Source organism: Snuella lapsa (assembly GCF_039539345.1).
In the GTDB taxonomy this organism is placed as follows: Bacteria; Bacteroidota; Bacteroidia; order Flavobacteriales; family Flavobacteriaceae; genus Snuella; species Snuella lapsa.
Map to the genome: position 1 here is coordinate 1 of NZ_BAABCY010000083.1, position 16,868 is coordinate 16,868.

16 protein-coding genes and 1 other RNA gene are annotated in these 16,868 nt (G+C 35.5%); 10 read left to right on the forward strand and 7 right to left on the reverse strand.

What is annotated here, in order from left to right; all coding sequences use genetic code 11:
- Window positions 1-373 precede the first annotated feature (373 nt).
- Window positions 374-1,294 (forward strand): site-specific tyrosine recombinase XerD, encoded by a 921-nt coding sequence (gene xerD, locus ABD792_RS15620; protein WP_345007303.1) that lies wholly within the window; start codon window positions 374-376, stop codon window positions 1,292-1,294.
- Window positions 1,295-1,369: 75 nt separating this feature from the next.
- Here xerD and rny read toward each other — a convergent pair whose 3' ends face one another.
- From rny to ABD792_RS15640, 4 genes are all read right to left on the reverse strand, one after another.
- Window positions 1,370-2,944, reverse strand: a complete 1,575-nt coding sequence (gene rny, locus ABD792_RS15625; RefSeq protein WP_345007304.1) for a ribonuclease Y — start codon at window positions 2,942-2,944, stop codon at window positions 1,370-1,372.
- A 55-nt stretch (window positions 2,945-2,999) separates the two neighbouring features.
- Window positions 3,000-3,127: non-coding RNA, 6S RNA (gene ssrS, locus ABD792_RS15630), on the reverse strand.
- 55 nt (window positions 3,128-3,182) lie between these two features.
- Window positions 3,183-3,476: a cell division protein ZapA gene (locus ABD792_RS15635; RefSeq protein ID WP_345007305.1), complete on the reverse strand. Its 294-nt coding sequence runs from the start codon at window positions 3,474-3,476 to the stop codon at window positions 3,183-3,185.
- A 15-nt stretch (window positions 3,477-3,491) separates the two neighbouring features.
- The gene (locus tag ABD792_RS15640) at window positions 3,492-3,782 is read right to left on the reverse strand and encodes a hypothetical protein (RefSeq protein ID WP_345007306.1); all 291 of its coding nucleotides are present in this window, start codon (window positions 3,780-3,782) and stop codon (window positions 3,492-3,494) included.
- Between the two features lie 175 nt (window positions 3,783-3,957).
- Here ABD792_RS15640 and ABD792_RS15645 point away from each other — a divergent pair, with 175 nt between their 5' ends.
- From ABD792_RS15645 to ABD792_RS15665, 5 genes are all read left to right on the forward strand, one after another.
- Window positions 3,958-5,643 (forward strand): M23 family metallopeptidase, encoded by a 1,686-nt coding sequence (locus tag ABD792_RS15645; protein WP_345007307.1) that lies wholly within the window; start codon window positions 3,958-3,960, stop codon window positions 5,641-5,643.
- Between the two features lie 12 nt (window positions 5,644-5,655).
- A complete protein-coding gene (locus tag ABD792_RS15650) occupies window positions 5,656-8,115 on the forward strand; it encodes a TonB-dependent receptor (RefSeq protein WP_345007308.1) in 2,460 nt (819 codons plus the stop codon).
- Between the two features lie 62 nt (window positions 8,116-8,177).
- Complete coding sequence (locus tag ABD792_RS15655; RefSeq protein WP_345007309.1) at window positions 8,178-9,476, forward strand: retropepsin-like aspartic protease; 1,299 nt, start codon at window positions 8,178-8,180, stop codon at window positions 9,474-9,476.
- A gap of 13 nt (window positions 9,477-9,489) precedes the next feature.
- Entirely contained in the window at window positions 9,490-9,840 is a 351-nt protein-coding gene (locus ABD792_RS15660) for a T9SS type A sorting domain-containing protein (protein ID WP_345007310.1), read from the forward strand.
- A 94-nt stretch (window positions 9,841-9,934) separates the two neighbouring features.
- Complete coding sequence (locus ABD792_RS15665; RefSeq protein ID WP_345007311.1) at window positions 9,935-11,542, forward strand: sulfatase; 1,608 nt, start codon at window positions 9,935-9,937, stop codon at window positions 11,540-11,542.
- Window positions 11,543-11,546: 4 nt separating this feature from the next.
- Here the strand turns inward: ABD792_RS15665 and ABD792_RS15670 are convergent, their stop codons facing one another.
- Window positions 11,547-12,692, reverse strand: coding sequence for a cysteine desulfurase family protein (locus ABD792_RS15670; protein ID WP_345007312.1), 1,146 nt, complete (start codon window positions 12,690-12,692; stop codon window positions 11,547-11,549).
- 150 nt (window positions 12,693-12,842) lie between these two features.
- Here ABD792_RS15670 and ABD792_RS15675 point away from each other — a divergent pair, with 150 nt between their 5' ends.
- Entirely contained in the window at window positions 12,843-13,778 is a 936-nt protein-coding gene (locus tag ABD792_RS15675; RefSeq protein WP_345007313.1) for a hypothetical protein, read from the forward strand.
- Here the strand turns inward: ABD792_RS15675 and ABD792_RS15680 are convergent.
- Window positions 13,771-14,331 carry a Smr/MutS family protein gene (locus tag ABD792_RS15680; protein ID WP_345007314.1) on the reverse strand — a complete coding sequence of 187 codons (561 nt, stop codon included), beginning with the start codon at window positions 14,329-14,331 and terminating at the stop codon, window positions 13,771-13,773. The genes ABD792_RS15675 and ABD792_RS15680 overlap by 8 nt on opposite strands.
- 2 nt (window positions 14,332-14,333) lie before the next feature.
- The gene (locus ABD792_RS15685) at window positions 14,334-14,528 is read right to left on the reverse strand and encodes a hypothetical protein (protein ID WP_345007315.1); all 195 of its coding nucleotides are present in this window, start codon (window positions 14,526-14,528) and stop codon (window positions 14,334-14,336) included.
- 227 nt (window positions 14,529-14,755) lie between these two features.
- On the opposite strand from ABD792_RS15685, the gene ABD792_RS15690 reads away from it, so the two are divergent.
- The 3 genes from ABD792_RS15690 (at window position 14,756) to ABD792_RS15700 (ending at window position 16,803) form a co-directional block, all read left to right on the forward strand.
- A complete protein-coding gene (locus ABD792_RS15690) occupies window positions 14,756-15,037 on the forward strand; it encodes a DUF2752 domain-containing protein (protein ID WP_345007316.1) in 282 nt (93 codons plus the stop codon).
- A 20-nt stretch (window positions 15,038-15,057) separates the two neighbouring features.
- Complete coding sequence (locus ABD792_RS15695) at window positions 15,058-15,390, forward strand: CCC motif membrane protein (RefSeq protein WP_345007317.1); 333 nt, start codon at window positions 15,058-15,060, stop codon at window positions 15,388-15,390.
- 201 nt (window positions 15,391-15,591) lie between these two features.
- A complete protein-coding gene (locus ABD792_RS15700; RefSeq protein ID WP_345007318.1) occupies window positions 15,592-16,803 on the forward strand; it encodes a T9SS type A sorting domain-containing protein in 1,212 nt (403 codons plus the stop codon).
- Window positions 16,804-16,868: the final 65 nt, after the last annotated feature.

The following is a 16,868-nucleotide window of genomic DNA, read 5'->3' on the forward strand; positions in this document are numbered from 1 at the left end:
CTTTAATATACTAAATATTCTGCTTTTTCTATACCAAAAAATCGCTTTTCTTACGTCGAACTCAGGTTAATAGTTAAGTTTTGTTTTTTATTATTTAACAGCAAACCTAACATTAAGAATCATAATAACCAAGCAAAAAAACAACAAAACATATATATTTTCTTTCAACAATCACTACATCAATACTTTAATCAAAAAAATTAACATTTAAACGACCATCACATTAAATATAAAAGATATTTCTTATTACATAAGTTTTAAAAAACTACATATATGCCCTACCCATAAGGACATAACAATCCAAATAAAAATACATATTGAAATAGTAAAGCTACTTTATAAAATATTAAGTAATTGTTTTATTTTTATTGCTATGAAATGGGAACATGCCCTTAAAGATTATCAGCTATATTTAAAAATAGAACGAGGTTTGTCAAAAAACTCGATCGACAACTATGCACTTGATGTTAAAAAGTTTATTGGCTTTTTAGAACTGCATAACATTAGTGTATCTCCAATAAACATTACCTCCGAAACCGTCCAACAATTTATTTATGAAATAGCAAAAACCGTTAACGCCAGGACGCAATCGCGATTAATCTCTGGACTGCGTAGCTTTTTTAATTATTTGGTTTTTGAGGATTATAGAAACGACAACCCTTTAGAGCTTATAGAATCCCCTAAAATTGGTCGAAAATTGCCAGATACTTTAAGTGTAAACGAAATAAACGAACTTATTGGTGCAATTGATACCAAAAAAACGTTTAAAGATATACCTATTGGTATACGTGATTATGCAATGCTTGAAACACTTTACGGCTGTGGCTTACGGGTTAGTGAATTAATTAACCTGAAACTTTCCGATCTGTTTTTTAACGAAGGCTTTATAAAAGTAACGGGGAAAGGAGACAAACAGCGTTTTGTCCCCATAGTTTTGTCAACCCAAGAATTTATTAACGTATACTTAAATGAGGTCAGGTCTAGAATAGCCGTTCAAGTTGGCCATGAAGATACTTTATTTCTAAACTATAAAGGCAAACAGCTAACAAGAGCTATGGTTTTTACCATCATTAAACGATTGGCTCAGAAAATCGGACTCAAAAAAAATATTTCCCCTCATACCTTTAGACATTCTTTCGCCACACACCTACTTCAAAATAAAGCCGACCTACGATCCATCCAGTTAATGCTGGGACATGAAAGTATAACTACTACCGAAGTTTATGTACATGTGGATAATAGCCATTTAGCTAAAACAATAGAACAATACCATCCCAGAAAATCGCAACTATAAACAAAAAAGTCCAGCTATCACACTGGACTTAACTTATGGTAAAGATTCAAATGAATCATTTTTAAAATGCTTACTTTACTTGGCAATGTTTACAGCCCTTGTTTCTCTAATTACAGTTACCTTAACCTGACCAGGATAGGTCATATCGGTTTGTACCTTTTGTGAGATATTGAATGATAAATCGGCTGCTTTTTGGTCGTCTACTTTTTCACTTTCAACAATTACCCTTAGCTCTCTACCTGCCTGGATTGCGTATGCCTTCTTAACACCTGTAAATCCAAAAGCTATATCTTCCAAATCCTTTAAACGCTGAATATAACTATCTAACACCTGACGGCGTGCACCTGGTCTTGCACCAGAAATGGCATCGCACACTTGAACGATTGGTGCTAATAAGGATTTCATTTCAATTTCATCGTGATGCGCTCCTATGGCATTACATACATCGTCCTTTTCTCCATATTTTTCTGCCCATTGCATCCCTAAAATAGCATGCGGTGTTTCCATATCGGCTTCCGCATCTGGCACCTTACCTATATCGTGTAATAATCCAACCCGCTTAGCCAACTTAGGATTCAAGCCTAATTCGGCTGCCATAACACCACATAACTTAGCAACTTCTCTCGAGTGTTGTAACAAGTTTTGACCATAAGAAGAACGGTATTTCATTCTACCAACAACCTTAATTAATTCTGGGTGCAGGTTATGGATCCCTAAATCTATAACGGTACGCTTTCCTACCTCTATTATCTCTTGGTCAATTTGTTTCTTAGTCTTTTGTACAACTTCTTCAATACGTGCCGGGTGTATCCTTCCATCAGTTACTAACTTATGTAGCGACAATCTTGCAATTTCACGGCGCACTGAATCAAAACACGATAGTATAATAGCTTCTGGTGTATCATCAACTATAATCTCTACACCGGTTGCCGCTTCTATTGCTCTAATATTTCTTCCTTCACGTCCTATTATGCGTCCCTTAACATCATCAGATTCAATATTAAAAACAGACACACAATTGTCTACAGCTTCTTCGGTTCCTATACGTTGTATGGTGTTAATAATTATTTTCTTTGCATCTTGTTCAGCCGTTAATTTGGCTTCTTCCATAGCGTTTTGAATAAATGCCTGGGCATCATTCTTAGCTTCTCCCTTTAAAGATTCTACTAACTGTTCCTTAGCTTCTTCGGCAGATAAGCTGGAGATAACCTCTAATTGTTGCACTTGATTTTTGTGCAACTTATCTAGTTCATCCTGCTTCTTGTCAAGTACATCCAGCCTATGGTTGTAATCTTTTATTTTGCTTTCAAGACTGTCATTAAGCTTTTTGTTTTTTGCCAGCTCACTAGAAACCTGAGATTCTTTATCGCGAGTACGCTTTTCGGCCTCTGCCATCTTTTTATCACGGGATAAAATTACCTTTTCATGCTCCGACTTAAGTTCAATAAACTTTTCCTTTGCTTGAAGAATTTTATCCTTTTTTATGGATTCGCCTTCGCTTTTAGCTTCTTTTAATATTAATGAAGCCGATTTTTTAGCTTCTTTTACAAGTTTTGAAGCATTCTTTTTCTCTATAGTTTTCGCTATAATAAAACCTATTATAAGCCCTAGTAAAACGCCTCCTCCTATTAGTATAATTGAGTTATCCATTATGTTAAATTAAATTATATATAAAAAAAGCCTACACCAGTATAAAGTTTTGTATAAACTCCTTAAAAACAAGTTTAGGGCTACCAAGCTGATCAAGGGTCTGTTATAAACTGAAAATAAATTCAGCTTAACAGCATGCTTTTACAACTTAAACTCACCCTTTTTAAAGAATTAATGTTGAGTTTATCAAAAAAAATAACCAATGTAGGCAGTAACTTTTTGTTTATTTTAAAGAACGTTAAGAAACCAAATGTGATTGCAACAAATCGTTAAGAGCATTAAGCTTTTCTTCTACATGTTCGTTCACATTCGCTTTATCTATTGACTTCTGTTCAACTTGGGAAGCAAACTGTAAAGCACACATAGCCAATACATCTTGCTTATCCCGTACAGAATAACTTTGTTCAAATTGCTTAATCATAACCTCAATTTTCTTGGCCGCTTTGCGCAACCCTTCCTCTTGACTTGCCTCAATAGTTAAAGGGTACACTCTGTTGGCTATAGATAGCTTTATTTTAAGCTTTTCTGGCATTGAGTTTATGTTACATTAATCGGACAATTGAGTAATACAATGGTCAATCTCCCGAATTAATGCGTTTATTTTAAGCTTAGTTTCTTTTTTATTATCGTCACTACCAAGTATTGTATTTGCCATCTTTAAAGTTTGGTACTTTTCTTCCCAAGCTTTAATATGTGTTTTTTGGTTTTGAAGTTCTTGCTTTGAAATCTCCAGTTCTGCATTTAATTTCAAATTAGCTTGCTTTAAAAGCTCAAGTCTGTGTAACACTTTACTAATTTTGTTTTCCAGAGAATCTACAATATCTTCAATATTACCCATTTACAAAAATCAATACTTATCTCACAAAGTTAACATACCTATATATAAATTACAATTGTTTTCTTATAAAATTTTATGTTTGCAATTATAGCTCATTATCAAGGAAATGGCCTGATTTTTGTTTGTTTCTTTGGTTTTAAATTGCAAATTTTTAATTTAGCCCCAATACATTTTTATGCGATTCTACCTCTTTATTTTTTTTATACTTACTTCCTTAGCCTCTTCCCAAAATAGGTATCCTCAAAATTATTTTAGCAGCCCACTGGAAATTCCATTAATATTATCGGGGACTTTTGCCGAGCTACGTTCCAATCACTTTCATTCTGGAATGGATTTAAAAACGCAACACCGCGAAGGGTTTAAAGTTCTGGCCGCAGCCGAAGGTTACGTTAGTAGAATTAAGGTATCGCACTATGGTTATGGAAAAGCGCTTTATATAACACACCCAAACGGATACACGACAGTATATGCGCACTTACAGAAGTTCTCTCCAGACATAGAAGCCTATGTGAAAAAACACCAATATAGTAAGGAATCTTACGAAATTGAATTGTTTCCTAAAGCCGAGACCCTACCCATAATAAAAGGCAGTGTCGTAGCATATAGCGGTAACAGTGGAGGCTCGCTTGCCCCCCATTTACATTTCGAAATAAGGGACAAATCACAACGCCCCATGAATCCAATGCTATTTGGAATTGATGCCAAGGACACCACCAACCCAATTATTAGTAGTTTGTATGCCTACCCATTGGACGGATCATCGTTTATAAACAAATCGAATACCAAACAGAAATTGCGCTTAATTCCACTAGATAACGGCAATTATACTACCGAAAACATTGAAGCCATCGGTAACATTGGATTTGGAATTGAAACCAACGACAGACAAGATCTAGCCGCAAACAAGAATGGCGTTTACAACATTCAAACATTCATTAATGGCTCTAAAAATTTTGAATTGGACTTTAAGCGATTTGCCTTTAATGAAACAAAGCACATCAACCAGCTAATCGATTACGAGCATTATACCCAAAACAAGCAAAACGTTCAAAAACTTTTCCGGGCAAATAACCCCTTAAGCATTTACAAATCTGTTATAAACGAAGGGATACTATCTATAGAAGACAGTACTAGCTCTGTCTATAAAATAAAAATTTCCGATTTTAAAAACAACGAATCATGGGTTACTGTACACATATCTGGTAGCGACAAAAGTATTACAAAGCCAAAAACGGTAAACACAACTCCTTATTATATTTATGCCAACCATTCAAAACAATTAAAAGAAGGCAACTTCTCTGTTAGCTTTTACAATAATACATTTTACAACGATTTCTATATAGATTTTAAGGTAAAGCATGACACCTTGGTCTTGCATAAGGATATCGTCCCTACCCAAAAAAGTTTTACCATTACCTATGACGCCAGTGCATACTCAAATGACGACAAAAAGAAACTGTACATTGCTAAACTTGTTGGCTACAAAGATTACCCATCTTATTTACATACCAAAAGAAGTGGCAACAACCTAATCGCTTCTTCCAAAACACTTGGAAAATTCACTATAACGTCAGACACAATAAAACCCCAGATCACACCGTTCAACTTTAAGCACAAACAATGGCTCAGCAAATACAGATACCTAAAAGTAAAAATTGACGACCAAGGTTCTGGGATTTCTAATTATAGAGCTACAGTAAACGGAAAGTGGATCTTAATGGAATACGATTATAAAACAAAAATGCTTACGCACGATTTTAACGATGAAATTGTTACGGATACAAAAAACAATTTTAAACTTGTTGTTATCGATAATGTCGGAAATAGTTCTACTTTTGAAGCACTGTTTTATAAAAAATAAACTTTAAAAGCCTTGAACATTAAATGCTATTTTAGATTTCTATTTTTACTAACTATTAGCTTAGGACATTCACAAACGGCAACTGTTAAAGGTGTTATTTTAGACGAAAATAGTTTCCCTATACCTAATGTTAATATAAAATCTACCCATAACGGAACACAAACCAACGAAAATGGTTTTTTTCTTTTAAAAATTCAGGCAAACCAGCTGGTTAAAATTGAATTTACCCATTTATCCTATAAAAAAATTGTTAGCACTTTTAATTTAAAGAATGGGGAGTCCTTTGAATTTAACCCTGTAATGACAATGTCATCAGAACAAATAGCAACAGTAGTCGTTTCAGGAAAACGTCAAAAAGAAGTTGAAGGTATTATAACACTAAGCCCCGAAACAATAAGAAAAATACCAGGTGCTAATGCGGGAGTAGAAAACCTGCTATTAACCTTACCCGGTGTAAGCAACAACAACGAATTAAGCACACAATATTCGGTTAGAGGAGGTAATTACGACGAAAACTTGGTATATGTAAATGGCATTCAGGTGTACCGCCCCTTTTTAATTAGATCTGGTCAACAAGAAGGCTTAAGTTTTATTAATACCGATTTAATACAAAATGTTGATTTTTCGGCTGGAGGATTTCAAGCCAAGTATGGAGACAAACTGGCTTCTGTTTTGGATATTACATATAAAACACCTTACCAATTTGAAGTCAACGCCGACCTAAGCTTGCTTGGAGGCAGTATTGCTATTGAAAACATTAGTAAAGACACTAAATTCACTGGAATTGCAGGGATTCGTTACCGTGACAACAGTTTATTGGTAGATGCCAAAGAGACCAAAACAAATTTCGACCCTACTTTTGCAGACTTTCAAACGTATCTAACCTACAAGGTATCAGACAAATTACATTTAAGTTTTTTAGGTAATGCCTCCCTTAACAAGTACAATTACCAACCACAAACCCGTCAAACCAATTTCGGGACACTAAGCGATCCCCTGGCCCTTACCGTATATTACGAAGGAAGGGAAAAAGACACTTACCAAACCCTTTTCGGCGCCCTAAGCGGTAATTATATAGTAAATGAAAGCCTTGATTTAAAGTTTACAGCATCAACATACCACACCACAGAAGAAGAATATTTCGATATCTTGGCACAATACTTCCTTGGAGAAGTTAACACCAATATAGGTGATGAAAATTTGGGTGAAGTCGAATTTAATGAAGGTATTGGCAGTCAGCTTAATCATGGCAGGAACGATTTGGATGCGCTTATTACGACCTTGGAACATAAAGGAAATTTCAAAGTAAAATCCAACAATATTGAGTGGGCCGTAAAGTTTACCAACGAAGATATTCGTGACCGCTTGGTAGAATGGGAAGTTATTGATTCTGCTGGTTTTTCTATTAACCCGCCCAAGTCAAACACCATTAATGAGCAACCCTATAAACCGTACCAAGGCCCATTAGTTCCATTTCAAAATGTAAGAGCCACTAATAACACAAAGATTAACCGCCTTCAAGGCTATATGCAATGGAGCAAACGATCTAGTATAGGACAGAGTGATGTATGGTACAATGCAGGGGTAAGAGTACACAATTGGTCGGTTAAAGCCCTTGGCACAACAACATCCAACCAAACTGTTTTTAGTCCACGTGCGCAATTCGCCATAAAACCCAATTGGGAAAAAGATATGCTGTTTAGAATTTCGGGAGGGCTCTATTACCAACCACCTTTTTATAGAGAACTAAGAGATGCTGAAGGAACAGTAAAGCCCAATGTAAAAGCACAAAAATCGTTTCATTTGGTTACAGCAAACGAATACAGCTTTAAACTATGGGATCGCCCTTTTAAGCTTACAACCGAAGTATACTACAAACACCTGAGCAATGTTAACCCATACACCCTAGAAAATGTGCGTATTCGCTATAGTGCCGATAATAATGCAAAAGCCTATGCTTATGGATTGGACATGCGTTTAAATGGTGAATTTGTTCCAGGCACCGAATCGTGGTTTAGTTTTGGGTATTTAAAAACTGAAGAAAATATAAATAATCAAGGCTATATCTCAAGACCAACAGACCAACGCTTGAAATTTGCTGCTTTGTTTCAGGATTATGTCCCTAACATACCAAGCATGAAAATGTATTTAAATTTGGTCTATAACACTGGGGTTCCAGGTGGTTCTCCCAGTTATGCCGATCCATACCAATACCAAAATAGGCTATCCGACTATAAAAGAGCCGACTTAGGCCTACAATTTGTAATTGTAGATCCCAGTAAACAATTTAATAGTGGCTGGAAAAAACCTTTCAAGTCGCTTACTTTCGGATTCGAAATATTTAATATATTCGATGTTCAAAACACCATTACTAATACCTGGGTACGTGATGTATATAGCAAACGACAGTATGCCATCCCTAACTACCTTACGCCTCGGGTTTTTAATGTAAGAACCACGATGAAATTTTAGGTTCAGTAAAACGACGAGGCAAATTCTTAATACTATTTTATGAACATCCGTTATGTATTGTAATGCAAAAAAAACAGTGTTTTGTCATTCCGGCGAAAGGCGGAATCACTTTGGTAATAAAAAGACGCCTCTCTTCACTACGCTTCGTTCTAAATAACATAGCGCAAATTATTACCAGCAAAGGATATTCAATTATTATTTTTTGTTTTCTACTAGTCAATACTTCATTCGCACAAAAAAATACGTTTAAAACAGGAAGGCCGACAACCAAGGATTATTATACTAAAATTAGTTATAAAAATATAAGAGGTAAACTAATCGTCCCTGTAGTCATCAATAATAAAACCTATCGTTTTCTTTTTGACACAGGGGCTCCCAATTTAATTTCTTCAGCATTAGCCAGCCAGATAAGCAAAAATAAGAGCACAACGATTTCAGTTTCTGATGCAAACCAAAAGGAACAACGTATGCAACGCACCACAATACCACTTATAACCATTGGAGAAGTAACCTTTAAAAATACCAGTGCTCTGGTTTTCGATAAAACAAGTAATCTGCTGTTTGATTGTTATGCCATTGATGGTATTATTGGGAGTAACCTCTTGCGTAAATCAGTCGTACAAATTCTTCCAAAGGAAGGTATTATCATTTTAACCAACAATCCAAAAAAACTACAGCTAAATAAAAGAAAAAGCATTGATTTAACTCTAGAAGGCAACCAAAGTAGCCCATACATCAATATTAGGCTAAAAGCCCACAAAAATGCCAGTGAAAAAGTACTTATGGATACTGGAGCCAGTGGATTCTATGATATGTGCAAAAAAAATTACCACATTTTAGAGCAAAATAACATAGTAGCCCCTTTTGCAACAGGCACTGGTGCTGCAAGTATCGGTCTGTTGGGTACATCCGAAGAACAAAAACAATACCTAGTAAAAGTCCCTGCTTTAGAAATAGCTGGTCATAGTTTCAAAAATGTATCAACCATAACCTCTAGCGATTCAAATTCTCGAATTGGTTCCGATATTTTAAAATATGGCGCTATTACAATCAATTTTAGAGATAAGCAATTCTACTTTGAAACTTATAATTCAGAAAACGATCTCACTGAAAAACACTTTGGTTTTACACCTACTATCAAAAACAACAAGCTAATTGTAGGTGTTGTTTGGGACGATACCCTAAAAAACAAAATAAGTAGTGGTGATGAAATATTAAAAGTAAATGATAATTATATTTCTGAATTGAATATTTGTGATTTAATTACCAAAGACTCTCCCTTTAAAATTAATACTACCATAAACATTACCGTAAGAATCAAAACGGGCAATGTAATTTCTTTAGCGTTAGAGAAACACTAATATAACGTGAATCTTGTTTAAAAGTAAGTACGCCAACACAACCAATAATACCTTACGGTACAACTTTAACAGCACTATTAGCCTATACGCTGTTACCGCAGGGACGGATAACATTACCCTTTCTGCCGATAATTTAAATACTTTAAATATTAAAATATATCCTAACCCATCTACAGACAAAATAAACATTGTAACACCCTTAAAAACCATAAACTCTACACTTTTTAACGCTTTCGGACAAATAGTCTTACAGACAGACCAAAAAGCAATCAACACAACACATTTGGCAAACGGTGTTTATATTTTAAAAATTAAAGATGCTACTACCCATAAAACGGAAACCATTAAAGTTATAAAGCATTAATAAAGTGTTACTAATATTTAATACTTTTGGGTTTCATATCTTGGAGACTGTTTAAATACTATCTTGCAAGAACATATCAAAATTATTAAACACCATGTGCATTCCATTAAATTACCTATCCCGTATAAAATTTCTATTCTGCGTCCTTACAATACTAATTACATCCTGTCAACAAAAAGAACCAAAGGAAACAACAAAAAAGCGTCCCAATGTCCTATTTATATTAGTTGACGACTTAGGCTATAAAGATTTAAGCTGTACAGGTAGCAACTATTACGAAACACCCAATATCGATAAAATTGCCAACGAAGGTATGGTGTTTAAGCAAGGATATGCGGCAAGTCGCGTTTGCAGTCCCTCAAGAGCCAGTATCATGACTGGTAAATTTACAGCAAGACATGGTATAACCGATTGGATAGGGGCCGCTCATGGCGAAGCATGGCGTAAACATAATAGACACGACAAATTATTACCTGCTAACTACGAACATGTGTTGCCCAAACATGACATTACCATTGCTGAAGCTATGAAATCTGCTGGTTACAAAACATTTTTTGCCGGGAAATGGCATTTGGGTGAAGAAGGCTCCTATCCTGAAGATCATGGGTTTGATATCAATAAAGGGGGCTGGAAAGTTGGTAGCCCCAACGGTGGGTATTTTTCCCCTTGGAAAAATCCTAAACTGGAAAACAAAGCAAAAGGAGAAAACCTCTCCATGCGACTTGCTAAAGAAACTGCCGAATTTATAAAAGCCCATAAAGACACTACCTTTTTTGCTTTTCTATCATTTTATGCCGTTCATGGCCCTATTCAAACTACACAAACCAAATGGGAAAAATACAGAAATAAAGCCGAAGCTCAGGGCATCCAGAAAAATGGTTATAAAATGGAACGCGTACTTCCTATAAGGCAAGTTCAGGACAACCCTATTTATGGAGGATTGGTAGAAAGTATGGACGATGCTGTTGGGCATGTTTTAAACACCCTAAAAGAATTAAAATTAGATGAGAATACCATCATAGTTTTTACATCAGACAATGGAGGCGTTGCTTCTGGTGACAATTATTCCACTTCCAACCTTCCTTTACGTGGTGGAAAAGGCTACCAATGGGAAGGCGGTATTCGCGAACCCTATTTTATAAAAGTCCCTTGGCTTAAATCAAATGGCGCTGCAACCAATTACCCCGTGGTAGGTACCGACTTCTACCCTACTATTTTAGATTTGGCAAACATTACCCCATTACCAGACCAACATGTAGACGGCATTAGTTTAAAACCTCTTTTAGAAGGTAAAACCCTGAAAGCAAGACCCCTGTTCTGGCATTATCCACACTATGGGAACCAAGGAGGAGAACCTTCATCCATTATTAGAGAAGGCAATTGGAAGCTTATCCACTATTGGGAAGACGAAAGAAATGAATTGTATAACTTGCAATCAGATCCCCAAGAACAAACCAATGTTGCTAGTGCCAACCCCGATCTTACTAGGGAACTAAATGACAAACTTAATAATTGGCTTAATTCCGTTAATGCAAACAAACCCTCAAAAGACCCTGAGTATGATGCTGTATCGGCTCAAAAAAGAAAAGACTATCTTAAAAACACATTTATGCCCAAACTGGAGCAAGATCGCATAAAAGTATTATCAAAAGATTTTGAACCAAATGCAGATTGGTGGCAAAGTAAAGTTACTATCGACTAACAAATCACACAAAATCTTTTAAAACCTCAATAACATAATCGACTTCTTCTTTAGTGTTATAAATACTAAAGGAGAAACGAATAGAAGGTTTTTGTAAAGCCTCTTCATCCAATATTTCGGCAAGTACATGCGAACTTTGCGAACTACCACTTTGGCAAGCACTCCCTTTAGAACAAGCAATGCCCTTTAAGTCTAATTGAAACAATAGCATTGCCGATTTACTTGGTGGCACAGGCAAGCACACATTTACTGTTGTATAAGAACTATTATCCATATCGGCAGACCTGCCATTAAAAACAACTCCCGGTATATCCTTGCTTAATTTTTCGATAAAATAGCTTTTTATGCCCTTTACTTTTTCACTGTCTGCTTCTAAATTATCATAAGCTAGCTTTACAGCAGTTTCCAAACCTACAATATTATGGACACTCTCTGTTCCTGCACGAAGCCCTCGTTCCTGTTCCCCTCCAAAAATTAAGGGTTTAAGTCCCGAATTCTTTCTAACAAAAGCAAAACCCACACCCTTTGGACCATGAAATTTATGGGCACTCGCAGCTAAAAAATCTACTGGAATATCCTGTAAATCCATGTTGTAATGCCCTATCGATTGAACGGCATCACTATGAAATATCGCATCGTACTCCTTACACAAATCGGCTACCCGTTTTATGTCCAACAAATTACCTATTTCGTTATTAACGTGCATTAAGCTTACTAACGTTCTTTTAGAGGCATTAAGCAATGCTTCCAGATGTGCATAATCTATACTCCCATCTGCATTCACATTCACAAAATCATACCTTATACCATACTCTTTACTAAGTTGTTCCACAGTGTGCAACACAGCATGATGTTCTATCCTGGATGTTATAATATGCACAATACCCAAATCCCTAACCGCACTCCTCAATACCAAATTATCGGCTTCAGTACCCCCAGAAGTAAATACAATCTCCCCAGCCGAAACATTCAAATAACTTGCAATTGTTTTTCTGGATCTCTCAATTAAGGTTTTAGATGATCTACCTAAACTATGAGAAGATGAAGCATTGCCATAATTATTACTCATAACATCGACCATCGCCTCTACAACAGCATCTCGCATTTGAGTAGTTGCCGCATTATCAAAATATACTGTCCTCGTCCTCATTAAAAAAGTATTGCTGCGAAACTAGACCGTTGCGCATTAAAGTATTTAAATAGTTGTTTTTACCCCTCAAAAATACTTGAAATAAAATTATTTTCAATATGATACGTTATAAAATACAATTCGTTTATTTTTGTCAAAAAAACACACCCAATGCGTCAATTCTTTTTAGTCCTTATTTCATTAAGTTTATTATGCTCCTATTCATGTGATGACGGTGATATTATTACCGTGGAAATTAGTTTTGGGGAAACTTTTGAAGTTTGCGGAAATAATGGTTTGGTTTTATACAAAACCAAGGAAGATCCGTCAGAATCGTTATCACTGAGAATAGCTTCTCCAAGTGGACTAACGATTGATGACCTTTTAGAAGTTGGAAACGATAACACGTTGGAAACACGCATAACATTAAGTACAACCAATACCCTAAACTACAGGACTTATAGTAACGAAAAATTACCTTCTAACCTGTTCTGTAACGACATACCTCCCTCAGATGTAAACATTACACAAGATTATGTGAGTACTGCAGGAGAAGCTATAATATTAACAACCCTAATCGAAGATGACAACGATGGTATTCCTGCCGAGCTAGAAGGAATGGATCCTAATGGTGATGGCAACTATGATGATGCTCTGGATACCGATGGGGATGGTCTACCCAACTATTTGGATATTGATGACGATGGCGATAATATCTTAACAAAAGACGAGGATATCGATCCTAATGGCGACAAAAACTTTGATGATGCTCTGGATACTGACGGTGACGGCATACCAAATTACTTAGATAATGATGACGACGGTGACGGCGTTTTAACCCGTGATGAAGAAAATGAATCTCAGGACAATAATCCTGCTAACGATAAAACCAACAGCGATGTTGGTCCCGATTATCTAAATAAAGATGTTGCCACTACTGTACCTGCAACGGCATACAGGCAACATACCATTTATGAACAATACGTGGTTACAATGAAAATCATCAATTTTAATCTGGAGTTTATCTCTATGGACGAACTGGATTTTGGCATTTTAGAACATAGCTCCCTAAGTACCAACAGAAAAGAAACCCCCGACTTTAATTAGGGACATTTTGATAGATATAAACTTCGGTAGCACCCAATCCGTATTTTTGGTAGTTGGCATCGTAAAACTTAACATTATTATAACGGCCAAACAGGTATTCCAGTTCAATTCGTAGTACCCCCTCGCCTACACCATGTATAAATACTACTTTTTGTATACGCTTAGACATAGCATATTCTAATTGACGTCTGGCTGTATCCAATTGAAGCGTCAGTATATCGTGATTACTCATACCCCTGGTCGATCGCACTAATTGATTTATGTGCAAATCAACTTCCATCAAGGGTTCGTAACGCTCCTTGACTTTGGTTTTAGGTTGTTTCCGCTTACGTTGGTGTTCCTTTTCTATAATAACAGAATCAACCGTTTTACCTGAAAACAAGCCATTTTTTAATACTTTATCCTCTTTGTCCAAAACCAGTTCTTCTGCCTTAAAAGTCAAAAGAAACCCATCCTCCGTTTCTAATATAACCGTTTTGCCTTCAATTTGCTTAACAACACCCGTTATGGCTTCATCCAATACCAAAACCCTATCACCTATATCAAACACCATAGCTACAACTCGTCATTACTATCATCTTGTTCCTCATCCTTACCGGGAATCGTTCTGCTAACCCTGTAAACTCCCAACATAAGCACAACAATACCAGCAATTAAGACATACTGATTCTGAGTTTCATCGGCATTAGCATACAATGCTACTGCCGCTCCTATTACTATTAATACATAATTTAAAATAGTACTTCCCATTGTATTATTTTTTCAAGTAAGATTACCTTTTATAGATTGCTCAATTTTCAGTATAAATCGTAAAATACAATAATTTATAACGCTCGCAATAACCTGTTCAAAAGTACAATATAAAATGCATTAATATTACCAAAGCCCACAACTTCACCAAAAACTACGTGAATTCTTTTAAAAAAGCTAAAATCCTAACTGTTATTTTATAAATTTGAATACCAAAAAAACAAATTATGCAGGCTATAGAAGATTATATGCTCCCTTGCTTAAATAAAAAGCTTTTTGGAGTAGAATGTATGGGCTGTGGCATGCAACGATCTGTTTCCCTGCTCCTACAAGGGCATTTTACAGAAGCTTTCCATATGTATCCGGCCATATATACGCTCATACTTCTTTTTGGGATCATTGCTTACAATAGCTTTAAAGATTTCAAAAACGCCAATAAAATAATTCTTACTTTAGCCATATTAAATGCTATTATCATTATTGGTAATTTTCTAATAAAAACTTTATAAATTAATAAAACAATAGACTGATGGAACAACAAAAACTACCTAATTCTACACTTATTTTAGTGTTCGGTATCTTATCTATAGTAACTTGCTGCTGTTACGGTTTTATAGGCTTAATACTTGGTATAGTGACCATAGTACTGGCTAATAAGGCCACACAACTGTATACCGCAAACCCCGAACTATATACTGGTTATCAAAATGTAAAAACTGGTAAAATCCTGGCATATATAGGTATTACCCTAAGCGTATTGTATTTAATTTTTGTTATCTGGTCGATCGTTGTGCTCGGTTGGGACGCTATGCAAGATCCAGAATTGATGCAAGAACGCATGCGGGAACTTATGGGACAATAGAACTTGTAAATCATAGAAAAGCCGCTTTTAAGCTATATAGTTTAAAAGCGGCTTTCTTATTTTAACCAATCAGTATTACCTTTCAAAAGAATAAGGAACTTGCAATCTACTTTTAAACCCTATAATCTACCCTTTAATCAAAAAAAGTAAGTACGCGATTTATTTTTTTCATAAATTTAAGTAACTATAATCCATCCTATTATGAAAAAAATTACACTTTATTTTTCTACAATTATATTGCTAGTTATTACTCACTTTAGTGCTGCTCAAACACCTCCTGACAATAATCTTCCATGCGATGCTATTGATTTAACTTCATATATTAATAATGACGGGAATTGTATAAATCAAATTTTATCTTTTAATGGATATGAAACCGATTCAAATGTAGGGAGTCCAAGTTGTGCAGCTCCAATAACTGGTGACTTATGGTATTCGTTTACAATGCCAGATACTGGAGCTATTAAAATTATAACCTCTTACGAATCTACAATTTATGACATTGCGATTGAATTATTTTATGGCGATGATTGTAATAGTTTAACATCTTTTGATTGCAACAATAATGGAAATCCTGATCGCGCAAATAGTGAATTTTTCCCTCAAATTGAAATTGTAAGGCCTGCTGGAAGCAAAGTTACATTTAGAGTATGGGATTTAGATGATTCGGGAGGTGGAGATTTTAATATTTGCCTTGCAAAGATTGATGTTCCCATAGTTGCTACGAATGACGAGTGTAGTTCACCTATAGACTTAAATTTAAACCTTAGCTGTTCTCCTGAAATAGGAACCAACTTCCAAGCCAGTACATCTGCTGAAGATCCTCCTTCATGTACTTCGCTTGAAGGCAATGACGTATGGTTTAAAATAGATATTGACAATCAAAAATTTTACGATATAGTTATTGAAACTTCAGAAGATGCTGGTTCAGCTTTTTTCGATACTGCCATCTCAGTTTATTCTGGTTCTTGCGGCAGTTTAACCGAAGAAGAATGCGATGATGACAGCGGAATTAATGGTTTTTCTAAATTAACTTTAACAAATCGAAGAAACGAAACACTTCTTATAAGAGTTTTCCCTTCTACCTATGAAGACCAAATCGGAACCTTTAATATTTGTGCCATAGCTACGGAATCCTTAGGAGTTGAAGGTCCTCTCCCTAACTTAAAAAACAATCTTACCTTATTCCCAAACCCTACAAAGGATATTGTTAATTTAAAATTCAACCAAATATCAGTTAGTACAGTAAGTATTACTATTTATAACATTCAGGGAAAATTAGCTTTAAAAACTGCTGGAACCATTCAAAACAATCGCACACAACTAAATATTTCCACTCTAAAAAGCGGAATGTATTTTATAAAAGTCAGCGACGGCAACGGCACTTCAACACGCAAACTAATTGTAAACTAAACCACTATGGACTGAAAGTCCATAGGTTTGTTACACGAGGGACTAAAGTCCCTCTTTTTACTCTA